We start from the raw sequence: 18,455 nt of genomic DNA, 5'->3' as shown, positions 1-18,455 counted from the left end.
AGCAAGTTGGGACAAGACCATGCGCGCCGAAACCCAGAACACCGTGGCGGAAATCGAAAAGTCGCTAGAGCTGCTGGCGCAGCGCATGGACTATGAGACCGCCCCTCATCGTCTTGAGGAATTCAATGCGCGCGTCGAGGATCCCAACTTGTGGGATAACCCTGAGAATGCGCAGAAACTGATGCGCGAGCGTCAGATGTTGGTCGATGCCATTGAGACCTATGAGTCGATCAAAACCGATCTGAGCGACAATATCGAGCTGATCGAACTTGGTGAGATGGAAGAGGACGAAGAGGTCGTCAACGACGCCGAGGAAGCCATCAAGAAATTGGGGGCGAAGGCCGCCAAGAAAGAGCTTGAGGCGTTGCTGGATGGTGAGGCCGATGGCAATGACACCTTCCTTGAAATCAACTCGGGTGCCGGTGGTACGGAAAGCTGCGACTGGGCCTCGATGCTGGCGAGGATGTATGTCCGCTGGGCTGAGAAGAAGGGGTACACCGTCGAGCTGCAATCCGAGACCTCGGGTGAAGAGGCGGGCATCAAATCGGCTGCGTACAAGATTTCCGGCCATAACGCCTATGGATGGCTGAAATCCGAAAGCGGCGTGCATCGTCTGGTGCGCATTTCGCCATTTGACTCGGCAGCCAAGCGGCACACTTCGTTCAGCTCGGTCTGGGTCTATCCGGTGGTCGACGACAATATCGAGATTGAGGTGAACCCGTCCGAAATTCGCATCGACACATATCGGTCTTCGGGTGCGGGCGGTCAGCACGTGAACACCACGGATTCGGCGGTTCGAATTACGCACATTCCAACCGGGATCGTCGTGACCAGTTCTGAGAAGTCGCAACACCAGAACCGCGATATTGCCATGAAGGCCCTGAAATCGCGCCTGTATCAGCAGGAATTGGACCGTCGCAACGCGGACATCAACGCGGCACATGAGGCCAAAGGTGATGCGGGCTGGGGCAACCAGATACGGTCTTATGTTTTGCAGCCTTATCAGATGGTCAAGGATCTGCGCACCAACCATGAGACGTCTGACACCAAAGGTGTACTGGATGGCGATCTGGATGGGTTCATGGCTGCCACCCTTGCGATGGATGTGGCGGGCAAGAGCCGCTCCGAGGCGCAAGGCGACGGCTAAGACGTCGCAAGGGGGCGCTGCCCCCGTCTCCGCAGGCGGAGACTCCCCCGGGATGTTTTTGGTCTGATGTAGCTGATCCGTGCACTGCGGTGTGCGTGGTAAAAGATATATGTAAAACACGGGTTTAAATGGGGTTGCGGCCTCGCTAGGCTGATCGCGACTTGGTAACACTGAATGCGATGGGTCCCGGATGGATTTAAGTCAGACAACCGCAACTGCCTTGTTGGCGGCGCTTTCGGCCCGGCGTCTCTTAGCCGCTGATCTGATGCGTGAAACCTTGGATCGCATTGCCGCGGTCAACCCGCCTCTGAATGCGATTGTTGCGCTGCGCGATGAAGAGGCGCTGATGGCCGAGGCGCGTGCGCTGGATGCGGGACCAGTGACAGGCCCGTTGCATGGGCTGCCGATCGCGGTCAAAGATCTGGTGAATGTCGCCGGAGTGGTGTCGTCGCAGGGATCACCGCTGTATCGCGATCATGTACCCGAACAGGACGATCTGATAGCCGCACGAATGCGGGCGGCCGGCGCAATCCTGATCGGTAAAACAAATACGCCAGAGTTTGGCTTGGGCTCGCACACGTTTAATCCCGTTTACGGTGCTACACGTAACCCGTATGACCACTCTAAGACATGCGGTGGATCATCGGGCGGGGCGGCCGTTGCGCTGGCCACCGGGATGGTTGCGCTGGCGGATGGCTCTGACATGATGGGCAGCCTGCGCAATCCAGCGGCCTGGAACAATGTCTATGGGTTTCGCCCAAGTTGGGGGCGTGTGCCCCCGGAACCGGTGGGCGACGTATTCCTTCACCAGTTGTCCTCGCTAGGTCCAATGGCACGAGCCCCGGAAGATCTGGGTGTGTTGTTGGACGTGATTTCAGGGCCTGACCCGCGGCATCCTGCAACCCCGCACAATGCTGCAGTGTCCCCAGTTCAGGCGGCCGATCTGGCCGGTATGCGGATTGGCTGGCTGGGCGACTGGGGTGGGGCGTTCCCGTTTGAGGATGGTATTTTGGACCTGTGCCAGGATGCGCTGTCCGTTTTCGTGCAGCAGGGGGCGCAGGTTGAAGCTGTTGCGCCGCCCTTTGATGCGGAACGCATATTCGAAAGCTGGTCGACCTTACGATCCTGGAGCGTGGCGGCCAGTCTGGCCCCGCAGTCTGAACAGCGGGCGCAGTTGAAGGACACGGCGCAATGGGAGCTTGACCAGGGGCAGGCCCTGACGGCGATGCAGGTGCATCAGGCGAGCGTTGTACGGTCGGATTGGTTCCGGCGCGCGGCTGCACTGTTCGAAGGGTTTGATGCGTTGATCCTGCCGTCTACTCAGGTCTGGCCGTTTGAACTTGAGCTTCCGTATCCCACCGAGATTGCTGGTAAAAGCATGGATACCTATCACCGCTGGATGCAGGTCATGATTCCAGTCAGCCTGATTGGATTGCCGTGTCTGTCGGTGCCGGTGGGGTTTGGGGCAGGCGGGTTGCCGATGGGCATGCAGGTCTTTGGCCCGCGCGGCGCGGATGCGGATATATTGTCAATCGGGGCCGCGTATCACGACGCGACCGGGTGGCCACAAAACCGACCGGCTTGAGGAGAGCGCCGGAAACAGGAGGAAAAACAGAGCATGGAAAAACCCTTTGGGGTTCCGGATATGGGACCTGTGGATACCAGAATGCTGCGCGAGGCGTTGCGCCGTGCCTGGGCTGATTTTCGTCGAGCACCTGTTTTTGGACTGTTGTTCGGTGGGTTCTATGTGTTGGCTGGCCTGGCCATGGCGTGGGTCACGGTGCAGACGCAGACGTCATTCTGGCTGGTGCTGGCCACCATTGGCTTCCCATTGCTCGGCCCTTTTGCGGCAGTAGGGTTGTATGAGGTGTCACACCGGCTAGAACAGGGTGAACCTTTGGATTTCAACGAGGTTTTCGGCGTTGTCCTGCAGCAAAGCCGCCGTCAATTGCCATCCATCTGCGCGATTATCGTGGTGATTTTCCTGTTCTGGTTTTTCCTGGGTCATATGATCTTTGCGTTGTTCATGGGGCTGTCGACTATGACCAACGTCTCCAGTTCGCTAGAGGTCTTTATGACGCCCAATGGCCTGACTATGCTGGCCGTCGGCAGCGTCGTGGGGGCCATTTTCGCGCTTATTCTATACATGATCACCGTCCTTTCGATTCCGATGTTGCTGGACCGGGAACTGGACTTCGTGACTGCGATGATCGCCAGTTTCAGCTATGTCCGGTCGAACCCGAAGATCATGCTGGGGTGGGGTGTGTTCGTGGCTGTCGTGACGTTTGTGGCCATGATCCCGTGGTTTTTGGGGTTGTTGATCGTCTTGCCTTTGCTGGGGCATGCCAGTTGGCACCTGTATCGTCTGATCACTCTGGCAGGGGCCGGGATAGACGCCTGAAGAGCCTATGCAGCGCTTTGCTTGAGCCGCTTGGCAGCGCGCGCCGCTGGCAGGGCGGCCTTTGCATGAGTGCCCAGATAATTCAGCGAAATCCGGCGCATTGTGGTCGCCTGAGCGTTGGTCTTGGACAGGCAAATTGCAATGCCACGCCATCGCTCGGAGTTTTCTTCAGCGCCGCGCGTTACAAGGTAGATACGGCTGTTTTGGGCCGCGCGGCTGGACATAAGGATAAAAATCTGCCGCCCGGCGCAGGCCGCGATGCCCTGTACTTCACGTCTGGTGGTGTCGGCCGGTATCCCCTCATTTTCGGGCTCATAGCTGCGCACCAGCGTACATTGCGGCAATCGGCGCGTGTGGATCAGCCGGTGTCTGGTCATGGGAGATCCGTCCAGTCCCGTTTCCGTCGCATAATAAAAGCCCGCCGGCAGCAGGTTTTCGGTTAGCGTTGAGGGGCCGGACCCCAGGAATTCAGTCAGGGCCGAAGCAGCCGGATGTTCCGGAGGTGTTTCAATTTCCTCCAGAGGCCGCAACAGGATACGGGCGTCGACCTCGAAAAACCGGCACATGCGATCCAGAACATCGGGGCGGGGAAAGCTTTCACCCGCCAGATATCTGTTGAATTGGGTCCTGTTGATGCCCAGCTGGCGGCACAGCTCGGACACGGACGAATATTGCCGCGACAATTGTCGCAGATTGTCGCCGAACATCTGGCGCAATTCATCAGGACTGCGGATACTCATGGTCATTTCTGTCCCAGGTTCCAGAGTGTCATTTCAAAAAGCGCGATGCACCCGACCTTTTTGGCCGTGCATGCATTCACAATCGTACTGGTGACCCCAGCTGGTGCATCCCAACACCACGCTACGCCCCCGAAATTAACGTTGGGGCAGGCAAACGCAATAGGCTTTACGTCAATTTGTATGATCTTTTTGGGTGGTCATGCTCATAGGCAACATACAGCGGTATTGTTTGAACATGTCCTGGGACTGCGCCTCGCCCCGGTACCCAAAGGGGGGGCGAGGCGAAAAAGTCAGTCGCCGCGCAGCAGGGCGGCCACGCCGGTGCGTGCAATCTCGATAAGGCCCAGCGGGCGCATCAGGTCGGCAAAGGCGTCGATTTTGTCCGGGGCACCGGTGAGTTCGAATATGAACGAATTCAACGTGCTGTCGACGACGCTGGCGCGAAAGATATCGGCCAGGCGCAGCGCCTCGACCCGCTTGTCGCCCGCGCCGACAACCTTGATGATCGCCAATTCTCGCTCGACCGAGGGGCCTTCGACAGTCAGGTCGTGAACCTCGTGAACCGGAACGATACGGCCCAATTGGGCTTTGATCTGTTCGATCACCTGAGGGGTGCCGGTGGTGACGATGGTGATGCGGCTTAGGTGGCCAGTGTGATCCACCTCGGCGACGGTCAGGCTTTCGATATTGTAACCCCGGCCCGAAAACAGTCCGATGACGCGGGCCAGAACACCCGGTTCGTTTTCAACCAGAACCGCAATCGTATGGCGTTCCTGCACGTCCGAAAACGTGGGGCGTAGGTTATAGGCGGAATGGCGCGTTGCACCTTTTTTGATATGTAGGGCAGACATTTATGTCCCTTTCATAATCCTGTGATGGTCGGGTGCCAGTGCACCCGACAAAATCCGTCGAATTGTGTCAGACCAGAACCGAGCCTTTGGAATCGATCACGCCCTGTGTCTCGGCCTCGCCCAACAGCATTTCGTTGTGCGCCTTGCCCGACGGGATCATTGGGAAGCAGTTCTCATGCTTTTCGACCAGACAGTCAAAGATCACCGGACCGTCATAGTTGATCATCTCCATGATCGCGTCATCCAGATCGGCCGGATCGGAACACAGGATACCCTTGGCCCCGAAGGCCTCGGCGAGTTTGACGAAATCGGGCAGGGCCTCGGACCAGGAATGCGAGTACCGCTCGCCATGCAGCAGTTCCTGCCACTGACGCACCATGCCAAGGCGTTCATTGTTCAGAATGAACTGTTTCACCGGCAGGCGATACTGCGCCGCGGTGCCCATTTCCTGCATGTTCATCAGCCACGAGGCCTCGCCCGCGACGTTTATGACCAGCGCGTCAGGGTGCGCCATCTGCACACCGATGGAGGCTGGGAAGCCATAGCCCATCGTGCCCAATCCGCCCGACGTCATCCAGCGGTTCGGATCTTCGAAGCCCAGATACTGCGCGGCCCACATCTGGTGCTGACCGACCTCGGTGGTGATGTAACGGTCGTGCTTTTTGGTCAGCTCTTCCAGCCGTTCAAGCGCGTATTGCGGTTTGATCGTCTTTTCGCTGTTGGTGTAGGCCAGACAGTTCACTTTGCGCCATTCGGTGATCTGATCCTGCCACTTGGCAACCGACGCCTCATCTGTCTTGCGGCCACGCGCTTTCCAGACCTTCAGGATGTCCTCCAGCACATGTGCAACATCACCAACAATCGGGATGTCCACGCGGATCACCTTGTTGATCGAGGACGGATCGATGTCGATATGGGCCTTTTTCGAGTTGGGCGAGAACGCGTCGATCCGCCCAGTGATCCGGTCATCGAATCGCGCACCGATGTTGATCATCAGGTCGCAGTCATGCATGGCCAAATTGGCCTCATACAGACCATGCATGCCCAGCATGCCCAGCCAGTTTTTGCCCGACGCCGGGTAGGCGCCCAGACCCATCAAGGTTGAGGTGATCGGGAAGCCGGTCGCGTCAACCAGTTCGCGCAGCAACTGGCTGGCGGCTGTGCCGGAATTGATGACGCCGCCGCCGGTGTAAAAGACGGGCTTCTTGGCGGTCTCAATTGCGGCAACCAGTTCGGTGATCTCCTCCAGATCGCCCTTCACTATCGGTTGGTAGTGCGACGTGGAAGGCTTTGGGGCGCTATAGTCACCGGTTGCGAACTGAACGTCCTTGGGGATATCGACCAGAACCGGACCAGGGCGACCCGAGGTGGCGACATGGAATGCCTCGTGCATCGTGTCGGACAGCGAGTCCGTGTCCTTGACCAGCCAGTTATGCTTGGTGCAGGGGCGGGTGATGCCAACGGTATCAGCCTCTTGGAACGCGTCCGAGCCGATCATGAACGTCGGGACCTGTCCGGTCAGAACCACAATCGGGATCGAATCCAGCAGCGCATCCGTCAGGCCGGTCACGGCATTTGTCGCGCCGGGGCCAGAGGTCACAAGGGCAACGCCGGGCTTGCCGGTCGAGCGGGCATAGCCTTCGGCCGCGTGCACCGCGCCTTGCTCATGCCGCACCAGAATGTGACGAATATCGTTTTGCAGAAAAATCTCATCATAAATCGGTAGCACAGCACCGCCGGGGTATCCGAATACCGTGTCCACGCCCTGATCCTTGAGGGCTTGAACTACCATCTTTGCGCCGGTCATCTCACGTGTCATCTGCTTTGCTCCGTTCGCGACATGTGTCTTGCGTTTAGCATAAAAAAAGCCCCCGAGATTTTCGGAGGCGCATGGGTTCGATTATGGTTTACCGTTACCGGCCCATGCGCGTGGTTCCTACGATTACGACTAGCGTTCTCATCGCCAAAGGCTCCTTCTTTGCGTGCAGGGACATTATGAGCCGGGGCAAGGGGCGTCAACAGGCTTTTGCACCAATTTTCTAACTCTGAGGGTGAAATTTGCGACATTTTATTGCGCAGATTGACGCATGCAGGGAATATTCAGGAAAAATACCCCCTTTGACCTCCAAATTTCTGCCTTGAGGGTAGTCAAAAAGCGGCATTGCGATGTCCGAAACAAGCATGAGGAGCAGTTTTGACTGCGGCACGCTGAGAGTGACCGAACAAAGAAGGGAGGCCGAGGATGATCCATGATCTGGTTGATCTGGGGCGGTATCCGATCGATTGCCCGGACTCGCGCGCATATGAACGACTGATCGGTGATCTGCGTCGCGAGTTGGATCAGGACGGCTGTGCCGTTTTGCCCGGTTTTATCCACCCCGAAGGTTTGGCGCAGCTATTGAAAGAGGCGGATGCTGTGGCCGACCAGGCCCATCGCTCTTTCAACCGCACCAACGCTTATTTCTCAAAGGACGATCCCCGGTTGGACCTGAATCACCCAATACGCAGATTCTATGACCGGTCGAACGCCTTCGTTCCCGCGGATAACTTTCCCAAATCAGGTCCACTGCGCCGAATCTATGAATTCGAGGGCTTTTTGCCATTCATACGCGATGGGCTGGATGAGCCGGAGGATCGGTTCTTTCGCTATGACGATCCGCTGGCGGATGTGATCGTCAACGTGGTCGAAGAAGGGCAGGGCTTTCCCTGGCATTTCGATACCAACAACTACACCGTGACACTGGCCATCCAGAATGGCGAGACGGGTGGCGCCTTTGAATATGTGCCGAACCTGCGCAGTACCGAGGACGAGAATTTTTCATCGGTGGCTTCGGTGCTGGACGGAAACCGGGCGCTGGTCAGGACGTTGGAGCTGCAGCCCGGAGACCTGCAGATCTTCAAGGGCAGATACGCATTGCACCGGGTCGCCCCGGTACAAGGAACGCGCAGCCGATATGTCGGTATCTTTTCCTTTGTCGAAGCCGAAGGCATGTGTGGTGGGGTTGAACGTACCCAACAGTTGTATGGGCGGGTTCTGCCGCATCATCACCAGCGTGTGGGATTGCGCAAGGATCAGTTGTTGGATTGACCGGTCACAGGTTATAATCGAGAGCAGGGGCTACTGTCGGAGGGGCACATGCCGGAATTGCTACAGCTCACGCCATTTGTTCTGTGTTCGTCACTGCAAAAGCAGATTGATTTTTATTGCGATCGGTTGGGATTTTCCTGCGGTTTCAGGCAGGACAATTACGCCTTTCTATCGCATGGCAAGGTCGCCATTCGCTTGCTTGAATGCCCGCCGCGCGATGATGGTCGTGCCTTGGGGGATGATCAGTCCTTTTACATCGATGTGGCCGGGATTGATGATCTGTATGAAACCCTCAAGGCAGGGTTGGCTGATTTACCAGAGGGGCGCGTGCGTCCACCGTTCGATCAGCCGTATCAGCAACGCGAGTTTCACGTTCTGGATGAGGACGGAACACTGGTGTTTTTTGGCGAAGGTTTGCGAGCAAAATCTTGAGTTAAAAAGCTCCCGCTCGTCGTCGATGCGCCTTCGGCGCACGTCCTCCGGTTGGGCCAGGCAGCGCATTCCGCGCTGCGGGATCAGAAGCCGGGGCTTGTGCCTTGCAGTACTCCATGTTCAAGCGCATAGCGGGTCAGGCCGGCGGTGGATGAAATCCCAAGTTTGCGCCGGATGTTCTTGCGGTGCGTTTCAACGGTTCGAACCGAGATATCCAGCGCTGCGGCGACTTCCTTGTTGGATTTACCCTGCGCCAGTTCCAACAGAATTGTCTGTTCGCGCCCGGTCAGCGCCTCGCGGGCGCTATCGCCTTTGGGCTGAAGCGATCCGCTGGCCCCGGTGCACAGGTACTGCTCACCACGCATCACGGCGTCGATGGCCTGTTTGATCTCATCCGTCGGCACGTCCTTGAGCACGTATCCGCTGGCGCCGTGGCTGAGCGCGGTCGATATGTATTCGGGGCTGTCATGCATGGACAGGATCAGAATGCGTGTCCGGGGTAGGCGTTCCAGAATGATCTCGGTCGCGCTGAGGCCGCCTAAGCCGGGCATGTTCAGATCCATCAGGATCACGTCGGGTGCAAGATCGGTCGCCTGATCCACGGCCTCTTGTCCGCTGCCCAAGGTCCCGACCACCTCGATCTCATCATAGCTTTCAAGGATCGACTGAATCCCTTCGGCGACCATGGGGTGGTCGTCAACGATAAGAACCCGGATTGTCTGATCGCTCATGTACCAGCCTTTCGGTTAGGCGTTGCGTCCTCTTGCGGCGGCAGCATGTGGCTGAGAGGCAGGCTGACCTCGATCACTGTGCCGCTACGTGGGGCGCGTGATGACAGAATGCGCAGCGATCCGTCAAGCTGTTCGATGCGTTCCTGCATGTTGCGCAGGCCGATACCGGGGTTGGCGGGATCAGGTGTGGTGCGTAACCCACGGCCATTGTCGGTGATCCGCATTGTCGCGCCTTTCTTGTGGCCGCGCAGGTCGATTGTAACACGGGTTGCCCCTGAATGACGCTCGATATTGGTCAGCGCCTCTTGGGCGATGCGATACAGAGCGATCTTGCTGTCCTGGTCCAGCCGGTTACGGAACACCACGGTCGAGAATTCGGTTTCGATCCCGGTGCGTTCGCAGAAATCGTCGGTCAGCGCCTTGAGGGCAGGGCCAAGGCCCAGGTCGTCCAGCACGCCGGGCCGCAGGTCGCGGCTGATGCGGCGGACTTCGGTAATGGCGGAGCCTAGATTGTCGATGCCCTTTTCCAGAGGTGCCTGCGCCCCGGCATCGTCACCGCGAGACAGGCGACGGCGGGCATTGTCCAGCGCATAGCGGACACCGACGAGGATCTGGCTGATACCGTCATGCAATTCGCGCGCCACGCGCCCACGCTCTTCCTCTTGCGCATCAAAAACCCGCTGCGTCAGTTCCTTGAGTTTAGCATCTGCCAAGCGGCGCTCGCGGACGTTCAGCAACATGCCCGAGGTGAAGACAACCAACACCGCGGCAAGAACAATTGCGCCTATATACGAGAAAGTCCGTTGCACTCGGGCCTCGACCTCGGCCCGCGCGTTGGCGACTGTCGCGACGATGTCGTCGATGAAAACTCCTGTGCCGACAGCCCACCGCCAATCCTGCAGGCCGACCACATAGGCGATCATTTGCGCTTCTTCCCCGGTCGAGGGTTTCTGCCACATGAAACTGTGCCAGCCTGCACCCTGACGGGCGAGGCTGATGAATTCGTCCACAATTGGGGTTCCATCACTGTCTGTCAGACCCACCCAGTTTTGGTTGATGAATTCGGTCTGGCGCGGGCTGACGAGATTGTTGCCGTCATAGTCATAGACGAAAAAGAACCCGTCCTTGCCGTAGATCATCGCTGACAGGATTTGTGTCACAAGGTTCTGTGCCACCTTATCTTCAGTCGATGCGCGCCCATAGATATAGGCAAACCCGTTTCGAGCCTGCGTGACATAGTTCTTAAGTTCTTCTTTCTTGGCTTCAATCAGTCGCCGCTCAAGCGCTTCAATTTCACGTTCGGCGGTGGCCCGGGATTCATGAACCACGAAGAACGCAATCGCCGCCACTGCGACGACCAGAGGGATCGCCGCCACAAGCGACAATTTCTGGCCATAGGTCAGTGAAATCAGATTACGGAATCCCCTCATAGGCGAATCGATACGCAAGCAGGCGGCAAATTGCAAAATTTTTGGCGAATTGGCGCATATCAGAGGGTCAGCGCGCAGAATTATTTTGCATTTGTCACGGTTTGCACCCGGGAAAACATCAAAAACGCGATCCCCTACGTAGTACTAGGTATTCACATTCACATCTTGGTCATTAGGCTGACGCGCACTGAAAACGACTACGCCCGGCAATTGCCCGGGTTTTGAATATGTAGGGGAGGAACACTCATATGGATCGTCGTTCATTTCTAAAAACATCTGCTCTGGGCGGCTCGGCAGCTGCAGCCACCACGCTGGCGGCACCGGCATATGCGCAGGGCAAGCGCACGCTGACCATGGTAACCTCGTGGGGTCGCGGCCTGGCGGGTGTTTTTGACAGCGCACAGCGCTGCGCCGACAGCATCACCGCAATGTCGGACGGTAACCTGACCGTTGACATCAAAGCTGCCGGTGAACTGGTTGGCGCATTCGAAGTCTTTGACGCGGTATCGTCGGGTCAGGCCGACATGTATCACGCGGCGGACTATTACTTTGTTGGTCAGCACCCGGGCTATGCCTTCTTCACCGCTGTTCCGTTCGGCATGACCGCTCAGGAAATGGTGAACTGGTACTATCAGGACGGCGGCATGGAGCTGCATGACGAGCTGGGCCAGATCTTTGGTCTGAAGTCGTTCCTGGCAGGTAACACCGGCGCGCAGGCGGGTGGCTGGTACTCGAAAGAGATCAACGGTCCAGAAGACTTCCAGGGTCTGAAGTTCCGTATGCCCGGTCTGGGTGGTCAAGCTCTGGGTAAACTGGGCGCGTCCGTGCAGAACATTCCGGGTTCGGAAGTGTATCAGGCGCTGTCGTCCGGCGCGATCGACGGTACAGAGTGGATCGGTCCGTGGGCTGACGAAAAGGCCGGTTTCCAGGAAATCACCAAGGTTTACTACACCGCCGGTTTCCACGAGCCGAACGCAGGCCTGTCGCTGGCAACCAACCGCGACGTGTTCGATAGCCTGACACCTGCTCAGCAGAAGATCATCGAGATTGCCGCAGGCGAAGCACACCAGTGGAATCTGGCGCAATTCCTGGCCAACAACGGTGCGGCCCTGCAGCGTCTGCAGTCGGGCGGCGTCAAGGTCATGGAATTCCCCGACAGCGTCTGGGATGCGTTCGGCCAAGCCAGCCAGGAAGTTCTGGACGAAAACATGGGCGACGAGCTGTTCAAGAAGATCCACGACAGCGCCATGGCGTCATCCGCATCGTCGGCTGGCTGGCAGGGCCTGTCGTCGGGTGTTTACACAACACAGCGTAACCGCGTTCGCGGCTAAACGTTTTCCAAACGAACAATTGGTTTCCCCGCAATCGCGGGGAAACCTTTTCCTGTTGCGTATGCGCGGACCCATCAAACCGCTATAATCAGCAGTGCAACTGATACGACCTGGGGACAACATGCAGGACGAAAACGGTATCTCGTTCTTCGGCGCCCTGTGGAACGGACTAGTGTGGTTCGTTCAAAACATTGCCGAAGCCTTCTATAATTTCGGATACGCCATCTCGCATCCGCAACTCTGGCTGAACTGGTCGGACAAAGAAGCGATCATGCGCTTTGTCTATTACGGTGGATCAGTCGAATTCTTCTTTGTGGTTTTCACCATCTTCCTGGTTCTGACAGCCATCGGGCTGTACTACCGGAATTTCATGTGGGGCATGGTGCGGGGCCTGGAAGGGTTCGCCAACACCACCGGGCGTTTCTTTGCCTGGGCCGGTTTGTTGATGGTCATTCAGCAGATCGTCATCGTGTTCATGCAACGCGTGTTTACTCGCCCGGATATGTCCTTTGGCCTGGGTATCCCGTTTCAGATGGATATCAGCTGGTTCGCGGAAGAGCTGAAACTATATAACGCGATGGTCGTCTGCCTGTGCTGCACATACACATTCGTGCAAGGCGGTCACGTGCGAGTTGACCTTATCTATGCCGGTATCAGCCACCGCGCCAAACGCGTGGTCGACATGTTAGGTGCGGTTTTCTTCATGATGCCAATGGCAGTGCTGACCTGGATGTATGGCTGGTACTTCATGTGGCGGCACCTGATCGTGCCGAAACCGTCGGCCAGTGACACGCTGGATCGTCTGGTGACGAAATCCCGCGCGCTGCGCTGGAACATTGAAACCATCGGGTTCAGCCCAAATGGGTTCAACGGATACTTCCTATTCAAGATCTTGCTGGTGGCCTTTGCCGCGATGGTATTCCTGCACGCGATCGCATTCCTGTACCGCTCGTATCTGGAATACGTGGAAGGGCCGGACAGCGTTGGAAAATATCTCGACAGGGACAGCCTTGGCGAGGGTGAAGAAGCCTACGAAGGCGCACATTAGGGACGGAGACCCAGACTATGTTATTCGGACTTGATGGCGTCGAGATAGGCCTCATTATCGTATTCTTCTGCCTCTTTGGGGGCATCCTTTCCGGGTTCCCGGTGGCCTTTGCCATCGGCGGGGCCGGTATCATCTCATTCGGGATCATCGCCGCGCTGGACAGTGCCGGTCTGCTGATCCACCAGGCCATCGACACCGGCTCAACAGCCTACCGTGATCTGGTGAATTCGGGGGTCAAACCGGATGCCGTATCCATATTCCGATACCCGGAATTACCAAGGGTAGGCGAGGCGGTCTTCCCCGCAGGTTGGGAAACCGCGCTGGATCGCAATGTTTCGTTCATCGTGAACCGCATGAACGAACGCGTTCTGGCGGGGCAGTCTATTGAGACCCTGCTGGCCGTGTTGATGTTCGTTCTGATGGGCATCACGCTGGAACGCTCCAAGATCGCAAACGATCTGCTGACCACAATGGCGCGCGTCTTTGGGCCGTTGCCGGGTGGTCTGGCCGTGTCGATCGTGGTTGTGGGTGCATTCCTGGCGGCCTCGACCGGTATTGTTGGCGCGACCGTTGTGACGATGGGCCTGCTGGCGCTGCCGACCATGTTGCGCAACAACTACTCGCCTGAACTGGCGACGGGTGTGATTGCGGCATCGGGCACGTTGGGGCAGATCATTCCGCCGTCCATCGTAATCGTTCTGTTGGGCACGCTGGCCGGTGATCTTTATTCAACTGCGCAGGAAACGCGCGCTCAGGACGCTGGTTGTACCGATGCGCTGACCTATCTGGGGGAACCGGCTGTGGTATCGGTCGGTACGCTGTTCCAGGCCGCTTTGTTACCCGGGATCATGCTGGCGTTGCTCTACGCGATTTATGCATTTTGCTATGCACTGCTGAACCCTGATAAGGCACCAGCGGTGCCGATGTCCGGCGGTAGTGGTGAGCCGATCACGCGCAGTGAAGGCCTGACTTGGTTGCTTGGCGCACCTGTTGCCCTGATCGTTGGCGCAGTCCTGCTGGGCAGCTCAGGGGTCATTGGTAGCCAGAATATCAACGTCTCGGCGTTCTCGGACATAGGTGCGGGCGCGTCGCTGCGCACCAATGTGTCCGAGCAGTGCAAGGTGTCGATGATCGAACTGCACGGACAATCCGCTTGGGATCAAGCCGTATCCGAGCAGGAAACGATTGACGCCGCAGGCGGTGTCGCCAATGCCGAACGACTGAGCGAAGAGGCGCTGGTCGAGGCGCGCGAGGCCAAGATCGCCGCTGCGGCGCCGATTGGTACTGGTGTTGCGGTGATTGTGGTTCTGCTGGGTCTGACACTGGTCATGGGCCGCGGCATTGCGCCGTCCAAACCGACGCAGCCGTTGATTTTGGGCGCTATCGGTCTGCTGTTGATGTTGCTGGTTGATGTTCTGTTGATTGCACCAACAACGTCTTCGGGATTGACCTTCGTCCTTCTGGCTTTGCCCTTTGCCTTAGCAATGTACGGCTGCAAGGAGGCGGCAGCCCGGTGTGCCACGAATGATCTGATCCGGGTGGTCTTTCCGCCATTGGTTCTGATTATCGCGGTGCTAGGATCAATTCTGGGTGGTGTGACCAACCCAACACCAGCGGCAGCACTTGGGGCGGGCGGAGCGATCATGCTGGCAGCCTATCGCAAGCTGCAGGATCAGGAACGTTCCGGCAAGGTGATCATCTGGGCCACTTTTGCCGTGATCATTGCGCTGCTGATGGGCGTGAACTTTGATCTGCGCATCAATCAGAGCAACGTGAACTTTGAGACCTGGGTCGCCTTCATAATTGCTTACGGTGCTTATCTGTATGCTCTGTTCGGTCTGTTGTTTGGGTGCTGGGTTTTGTTCACCAGCGGTGTTCTGACGCCCGTGGTGCGCGAAACGGCCAAGGTGACTTCGATGGTGTTTACCATCCTGATCGGATCGCAACTGCTAAATTTGGTGGTGATCTCGTTCGGGGGTGAGCACTATATTCAGCAGTTCCTGCGCAGCTTTGACAACGAGTTCACGGTCTTCCTGATCGTGATGCTGGTGCTGTTCATTCTGGGCTTCGTGCTGGATTTCCTCGAGATCATCTACATCGTGATCCCCATCGTGGGACCGGTGATTTATGGTGGTTCGTTCGATCCGAAATGGGTGACGATCATGGTGGCGGTGAACCTTCAGACGTCGTTCCTGACGCCGCCGTTTGGGTTTGCGCTGTTCTACCTCAGGGGTGTTGCACCCAAAGAGGTCACAACAGGCCACATTTATCGTGGGATCATCCCGTTCGTGATCATTCAGGTGGTCGGGATTGCGATCCTGTGGTTCTTCCCGTCGATCGTGACCATCGTTCCGGATCTGATCCCGAATTGATCTCAAGATCTGAAGACAAATTGACAAGGAGGGCCGTATGGCCCTCCTTGCGCCTGTGTACCTAAAGCAAAGTGCTTTCAGAAAAGGAATTTCGTTTGTCCAAACCCGATTTTCAGGAGCGGTTGAGGCGCCTCGAAGAAAAACAGCATAAATCAGCGCCTCATGTTGAGCGTCCACCGGCAAGTGATAAGCGCGAAAAACTACAACGCGCACTTGAAGCAACCGACGCAGCAGGAATTTCCCGGGCGGAATCCTTTCCACCTTTTCATAAGTTCCTATTCAAGCTTGGGTTTACACCGAAACCGTTTTTTTACATGAGCTTTCTTTGGCTGATGATCATAGGTGGCGGCGTCGTTTTTCTGATATTTGGCGGTGTGCTGTACAGTGAAATTGGGGCGACAATAAAACGAGGGCCCGTAGCCGGCCTGTACAGGGTAGGTTGGCAAGGCGTCTACTTGATAACTGTGATTACAGCGATCGGGTTCTCTGTTTACCATAAAGTTCGTGCGAAAAAGGCAGGCTTGCCACGCTGGCGTGATCTGTAATTGCTCATTTGAACTGGATCAGGTCCCAGCGATTGCCGAACGGGTCGCGCCAGACGGCGACGGTGCCATAGGGCTCATTGCGTGGGTCTTCTTCGAAATGGACGCCTGCAGTGACCATTGCGTTGTGGTCACGTTGGAAATCATCCGTTTGAAGGAAAAAGCCGACGCGCCCACCGGCTTGGTTTCCAACGGCAGCGGTCTGGCTTGGGCCATCTGCCTTGGCCAGCAGCAGGGACGCGTCGCCCGGACCTGGCGGGGCAACCCGAACCCAACGCTTGCCACCGCCGAGATCAACATCCTGCAGCAGGGTGAAACTGAGTGTTTGGGTATAGAAGGCGATCGCGTCGTCGTAGTCCGGCACCACTAGGGTGACGGCGAAAAGACTTTGGGTCATGGGATATCAGCCTTTGGTGGGGTGGCGGTCGGGCAATTGGATGCTGGCAACCTGTTCCGCGATTGGCGCGGTGGACAAAGGGTGGCGGCTGGAATCCGTCAGTTCAGATGGGTTGTTTACGCTTATCCATTCGCCTTGGTAATAGGCCTCAAGCCCTGAGAAGCGCGCTTTGTAGCCCATCTTGGGGCTGCCCGGCACCCAGTATCCAAGGTAGACATATGGCAATCCGGCTTCGCGCGCGATGTCGATGTGATCGAGGATCATATACGTGCCCAGCGAGTTTTGCGGTTGCTGCGGAGTATAAAACGAGTAGACCATGCTGAGGCCGTCATCCAGGACATCCGTCAGGCTGACGCCGATCAGATCTCCGGTACTTGGGTCGCCATATTCCACGACCCGGCTGCGGATCGGAGTTTCTTCGATCATCGCGGCGAATTCGAAAACGTCCATATCTGCCATTCCACCATCCGCGTGGCGGGTATCCAAGTAGCGGCGGAAGAGTTCGTATTGCTCATCCGTGGCCCAGGGTGAGTTCGCCCTGCGTTGCAGGTACGCGTTGCGTTTGGCCGCGCGTTTCTGACTTTTGCTTGGGCGGAATGCCGTAACGTCGATCCTGGCCGACAGACAGGCCGCGCAATCAGAGCAGGACGGGCGGTACAACACGTTTTGCGATCGGCGAAACCCTTGTTGGGACAATGAGTTATTCAGCTGATCCGCACCTTCCCCCTGAAGGGCGGTGAACAATTTACGCTCCATCCTGCCCTCAAGGTAAGGGCAAGGCTGTGGGGCCGTCACATAGAATTGTGGCGCGATTGGCAGCGTGTGTCGCATGAACGTTCCGTGTTTCCTTGGACCGGATGATAACAACCGATCCTAAAACCGCCAAGTGATTCACGTCGTTGAATTTTTTACGCGCGCTGGTTGATCATGACAGTTCCAAGGAACGCATCAGTAAGTCCCTGGCCACGTGCGCTGGTCAGCATCATGATGACCGAGATGATCTGAATGACCGGAAACGCCATACTGACAAAATAACCGGCCGTGTGGGCCACCGCTTTGCCCAAATCCATCCGGGATCCGAATGAATCGCGCAGTTCGATCCCCATAAAGCGCATTCCCAGTGTGGCCGAGCCATTGGCGATGGTAATCACGCGGTAGACGAAACTGACGACGGCATAGATCAAGGCCAGAACGAAAAAGCCCAGACCGAAAGTCAGCAGGATGGCCACCGTACACAACAGCGAGATAAAGGCGATGTCGAACAGCCAGGCGATAAAACGCTTGGTCGCGACAGACTGGTAAAATTCTGGCTGTCGGTCTGGGTCGGGCAGGTGGGTCATATTTTAATTTCCGGCTGAGAATTTAGGACACCCTGTCCCGAATGTCGGGACAGGGCAAGGTCGGCTTAGGCGCGTTCGCCGTTTTCAGCCTCATCGTTGTTTTCATTGGCGCGTTCGTCCATGAACTGGTCAAACTCGGCCTTGTCTTTGGCGTCGCGCAGGCGGCGCAGGAAGGATTCAAATTCCTGTTGTTCGCGCTCGAGCCGGGCCAGGGTGTCGGACTTGTAGGCGTCAAACGCGCTATTGCCGGATGGCTTCATCGCACTCATGTGGCTGTGCCAGGATTTGCGACGGCTGCAGGATTTGCTGAACATGCGTTTGCTCCAGATCATATAGGCAAGAAGCGCCAGGCCAACGGGCCAGAAAAAGATGAAACCAAGGACCATGGCGGCGATCCAGGCCCCTTTGCCCTTGTCATCCATCCAGGCTTCGGCACGAGAGAGCCACCCCGGATTTTGTGGGACGGCGTGGTCGGACAATGCGGTCATTTGGGTTCTCCGGGTTTGATGTAAATTGCGTTCACATTGTCTAGATGGGGACTGAATTGGGGGTTGCAAGGGGTCGATGTAAAAATGATTTACATTTTGGATTTTGCGACGGTTGAC

The 18,455-nt window shown here is 57.1% G+C and carries 18 protein-coding genes; 9 read left to right on the top strand and 9 right to left on the bottom strand.

Features of this window, described 5'->3' with window-relative positions:
* Nucleotides 1-19: 19 nt before the first annotated feature.
* The 3 genes from prfB (at nt 20) to AC2FIS_RS15620 (ending at nt 3,548) form a co-directional block, all read left to right on the top strand.
* Nucleotides 20-1,147: a peptide chain release factor 2 gene (gene prfB / locus AC2FIS_RS15630; RefSeq protein ID WP_496767012.1), complete on the top strand. Its 1,128-nt coding sequence runs from the start codon at nt 20-22 to the stop codon at nt 1,145-1,147.
* A 190-nt stretch (nt 1,148-1,337) separates the two neighbouring features.
* A complete protein-coding gene (locus AC2FIS_RS15625) occupies nt 1,338-2,732 on the top strand; it encodes an amidase (protein ID WP_496774237.1) in 1,395 nt (464 codons plus the stop codon).
* 33 nt (nt 2,733-2,765) lie between these two features.
* Entirely contained in the window at nt 2,766-3,548 is a 783-nt protein-coding gene (locus AC2FIS_RS15620; protein WP_496722593.1) for a DUF2189 domain-containing protein, read from the top strand.
* Between the two features lie 5 nt (nt 3,549-3,553).
* Here the strand turns inward: AC2FIS_RS15620 and AC2FIS_RS15615 are convergent, their stop codons facing one another.
* The 3 genes from AC2FIS_RS15615 to AC2FIS_RS15605 all read right to left on the bottom strand — a co-directional run bounded on the left by AC2FIS_RS15615 (nt 3,554) and on the right by AC2FIS_RS15605 (nt 6,958).
* A complete protein-coding gene (locus AC2FIS_RS15615; protein ID WP_282151456.1) occupies nt 3,554-4,288 on the bottom strand; it encodes a helix-turn-helix domain-containing protein in 735 nt (244 codons plus the stop codon).
* A gap of 290 nt (nt 4,289-4,578) precedes the next feature.
* On the bottom strand, nt 4,579-5,139 hold the full coding sequence (ilvN, locus tag AC2FIS_RS15610) for an acetolactate synthase small subunit (RefSeq protein WP_282151455.1): 561 nt from the start codon (nt 5,137-5,139) through the stop codon (nt 4,579-4,581).
* 67 nt (nt 5,140-5,206) lie between these two features.
* Nucleotides 5,207-6,958 (bottom strand): acetolactate synthase 3 large subunit, encoded by a 1,752-nt coding sequence (locus tag AC2FIS_RS15605; RefSeq protein WP_058274261.1) that lies wholly within the window; start codon nt 6,956-6,958, stop codon nt 5,207-5,209.
* A gap of 423 nt (nt 6,959-7,381) precedes the next feature.
* On the opposite strand from AC2FIS_RS15605, the gene AC2FIS_RS15600 reads away from it, so the two are divergent.
* On the top strand, nt 7,382-8,227 hold the full coding sequence (locus AC2FIS_RS15600; RefSeq protein ID WP_496774234.1) for a HalD/BesD family halogenase: 846 nt from the start codon (nt 7,382-7,384) through the stop codon (nt 8,225-8,227).
* A 48-nt stretch (nt 8,228-8,275) separates the two neighbouring features.
* Nucleotides 8,276-8,659, top strand: coding sequence for a bleomycin resistance protein (locus tag AC2FIS_RS15595; protein ID WP_496774232.1), 384 nt, complete (start codon nt 8,276-8,278; stop codon nt 8,657-8,659).
* 83 nt (nt 8,660-8,742) lie between these two features.
* Here AC2FIS_RS15595 and AC2FIS_RS15590 read toward each other — a convergent pair whose 3' ends face one another.
* Both AC2FIS_RS15590 and AC2FIS_RS15585 read right to left on the bottom strand, forming a co-directional pair.
* On the bottom strand, nt 8,743-9,390 hold the full coding sequence (locus tag AC2FIS_RS15590; protein WP_058277545.1) for a response regulator transcription factor: 648 nt from the start codon (nt 9,388-9,390) through the stop codon (nt 8,743-8,745).
* Nucleotides 9,387-10,820 (bottom strand): cache domain-containing protein, encoded by a 1,434-nt coding sequence (locus AC2FIS_RS15585; protein ID WP_496774231.1) that lies wholly within the window; start codon nt 10,818-10,820, stop codon nt 9,387-9,389. The genes AC2FIS_RS15590 and AC2FIS_RS15585 overlap by 4 nt, the downstream gene beginning before the upstream one ends.
* Nucleotides 10,821-11,068: 248 nt before the next feature.
* Here AC2FIS_RS15585 and AC2FIS_RS15580 point away from each other — a divergent pair, with 248 nt between their 5' ends.
* From AC2FIS_RS15580 to AC2FIS_RS15565, 4 genes are all read left to right on the top strand, one after another.
* Entirely contained in the window at nt 11,069-12,151 is a 1,083-nt protein-coding gene (locus tag AC2FIS_RS15580) for a TRAP transporter substrate-binding protein (RefSeq protein ID WP_113789450.1), read from the top strand.
* Between the two features lie 121 nt (nt 12,152-12,272).
* On the top strand, nt 12,273-13,199 hold the full coding sequence (locus AC2FIS_RS15575) for a TRAP transporter small permease subunit (protein WP_496774230.1): 927 nt from the start codon (nt 12,273-12,275) through the stop codon (nt 13,197-13,199).
* Between the two features lie 17 nt (nt 13,200-13,216).
* On the top strand, nt 13,217-15,571 hold the full coding sequence (locus tag AC2FIS_RS15570; protein ID WP_496774228.1) for a TRAP transporter large permease subunit: 2,355 nt from the start codon (nt 13,217-13,219) through the stop codon (nt 15,569-15,571).
* Between the two features lie 95 nt (nt 15,572-15,666).
* Nucleotides 15,667-16,116, top strand: coding sequence for a DUF6404 family protein (locus AC2FIS_RS15565; RefSeq protein WP_496774227.1), 450 nt, complete (start codon nt 15,667-15,669; stop codon nt 16,114-16,116).
* Nucleotides 16,117-16,120: 4 nt separating this feature from the next.
* On the opposite strand, the gene AC2FIS_RS15560 is transcribed toward AC2FIS_RS15565, so the two are convergent.
* The 4 genes from AC2FIS_RS15560 to AC2FIS_RS15545 all read right to left on the bottom strand — a co-directional run bounded on the left by AC2FIS_RS15560 (nt 16,121) and on the right by AC2FIS_RS15545 (nt 18,338).
* Entirely contained in the window at nt 16,121-16,510 is a 390-nt protein-coding gene (locus AC2FIS_RS15560) for a VOC family protein (RefSeq protein ID WP_496774225.1), read from the bottom strand.
* 6 nt (nt 16,511-16,516) lie between these two features.
* Nucleotides 16,517-17,341, bottom strand: a complete 825-nt coding sequence (locus AC2FIS_RS15555; RefSeq protein WP_109311356.1) for an arginyltransferase — start codon at nt 17,339-17,341, stop codon at nt 16,517-16,519.
* 77 nt (nt 17,342-17,418) lie between these two features.
* Entirely contained in the window at nt 17,419-17,850 is a 432-nt protein-coding gene (locus tag AC2FIS_RS15550) for an RDD family protein (RefSeq protein WP_058274521.1), read from the bottom strand.
* Nucleotides 17,851-17,915: 65 nt separating this feature from the next.
* Nucleotides 17,916-18,338: a DUF2852 domain-containing protein gene (locus tag AC2FIS_RS15545; RefSeq protein WP_496735786.1), complete on the bottom strand. Its 423-nt coding sequence runs from the start codon at nt 18,336-18,338 to the stop codon at nt 17,916-17,918.
* Nucleotides 18,339-18,455: the final 117 nt, after the last annotated feature.

The sequence above is a fragment of the Ruegeria sp. CDSB113 genome, assembly GCF_059611045.1.
The sequence above is the reverse complement of the archived record's forward strand: the minus strand, read 5'-3'. Positions and strand labels throughout refer to the sequence as shown.

Coding starts and splice junctions, on each gene's coding strand:
- prfB (WP_496767012.1), top strand. CDS start 20: ATGCGCGCCGAAACCCAGAACACCGTGGCGGAAATCGAAAAGTCGCTA.
- AC2FIS_RS15625 (WP_496774237.1), top strand. CDS start 1,338: ATGGATTTAAGTCAGACAACCGCAACTGCCTTGTTGGCGGCGCTTTCG.
- AC2FIS_RS15620 (WP_496722593.1), top strand. CDS start 2,766: ATGGAAAAACCCTTTGGGGTTCCGGATATGGGACCTGTGGATACCAGA.
- AC2FIS_RS15615 (WP_282151456.1), bottom strand. CDS start 4,288: ATGAGTATCCGCAGTCCTGATGAATTGCGCCAGATGTTCGGCGACAAT.
- ilvN (WP_282151455.1), bottom strand. CDS start 5,139: ATGTCTGCCCTACATATCAAAAAAGGTGCAACGCGCCATTCCGCCTAT.
- AC2FIS_RS15605 (WP_058274261.1), bottom strand. CDS start 6,958: ATGACACGTGAGATGACCGGCGCAAAGATGGTAGTTCAAGCCCTCAAG.
- AC2FIS_RS15600 (WP_496774234.1), top strand. CDS start 7,382: ATGATCCATGATCTGGTTGATCTGGGGCGGTATCCGATCGATTGCCCG.
- AC2FIS_RS15595 (WP_496774232.1), top strand. CDS start 8,276: ATGCCGGAATTGCTACAGCTCACGCCATTTGTTCTGTGTTCGTCACTG.
- AC2FIS_RS15590 (WP_058277545.1), bottom strand. CDS start 9,390: ATGAGCGATCAGACAATCCGGGTTCTTATCGTTGACGACCACCCCATG.
- AC2FIS_RS15585 (WP_496774231.1), bottom strand. CDS start 10,820: ATGAGGGGATTCCGTAATCTGATTTCACTGACCTATGGCCAGAAATTG.
- AC2FIS_RS15580 (WP_113789450.1), top strand. CDS start 11,069: ATGGATCGTCGTTCATTTCTAAAAACATCTGCTCTGGGCGGCTCGGCA.
- AC2FIS_RS15575 (WP_496774230.1), top strand. CDS start 12,273: ATGCAGGACGAAAACGGTATCTCGTTCTTCGGCGCCCTGTGGAACGGA.
- AC2FIS_RS15570 (WP_496774228.1), top strand. CDS start 13,217: ATGTTATTCGGACTTGATGGCGTCGAGATAGGCCTCATTATCGTATTC.
- AC2FIS_RS15560 (WP_496774225.1), bottom strand. CDS start 16,510: ATGACCCAAAGTCTTTTCGCCGTCACCCTAGTGGTGCCGGACTACGAC.
- AC2FIS_RS15555 (WP_109311356.1), bottom strand. CDS start 17,341: ATGCGACACACGCTGCCAATCGCGCCACAATTCTATGTGACGGCCCCA.
- AC2FIS_RS15550 (WP_058274521.1), bottom strand. CDS start 17,850: ATGACCCACCTGCCCGACCCAGACCGACAGCCAGAATTTTACCAGTCT.
- AC2FIS_RS15545 (WP_496735786.1), bottom strand. CDS start 18,338: ATGACCGCATTGTCCGACCACGCCGTCCCACAAAATCCGGGGTGGCTC.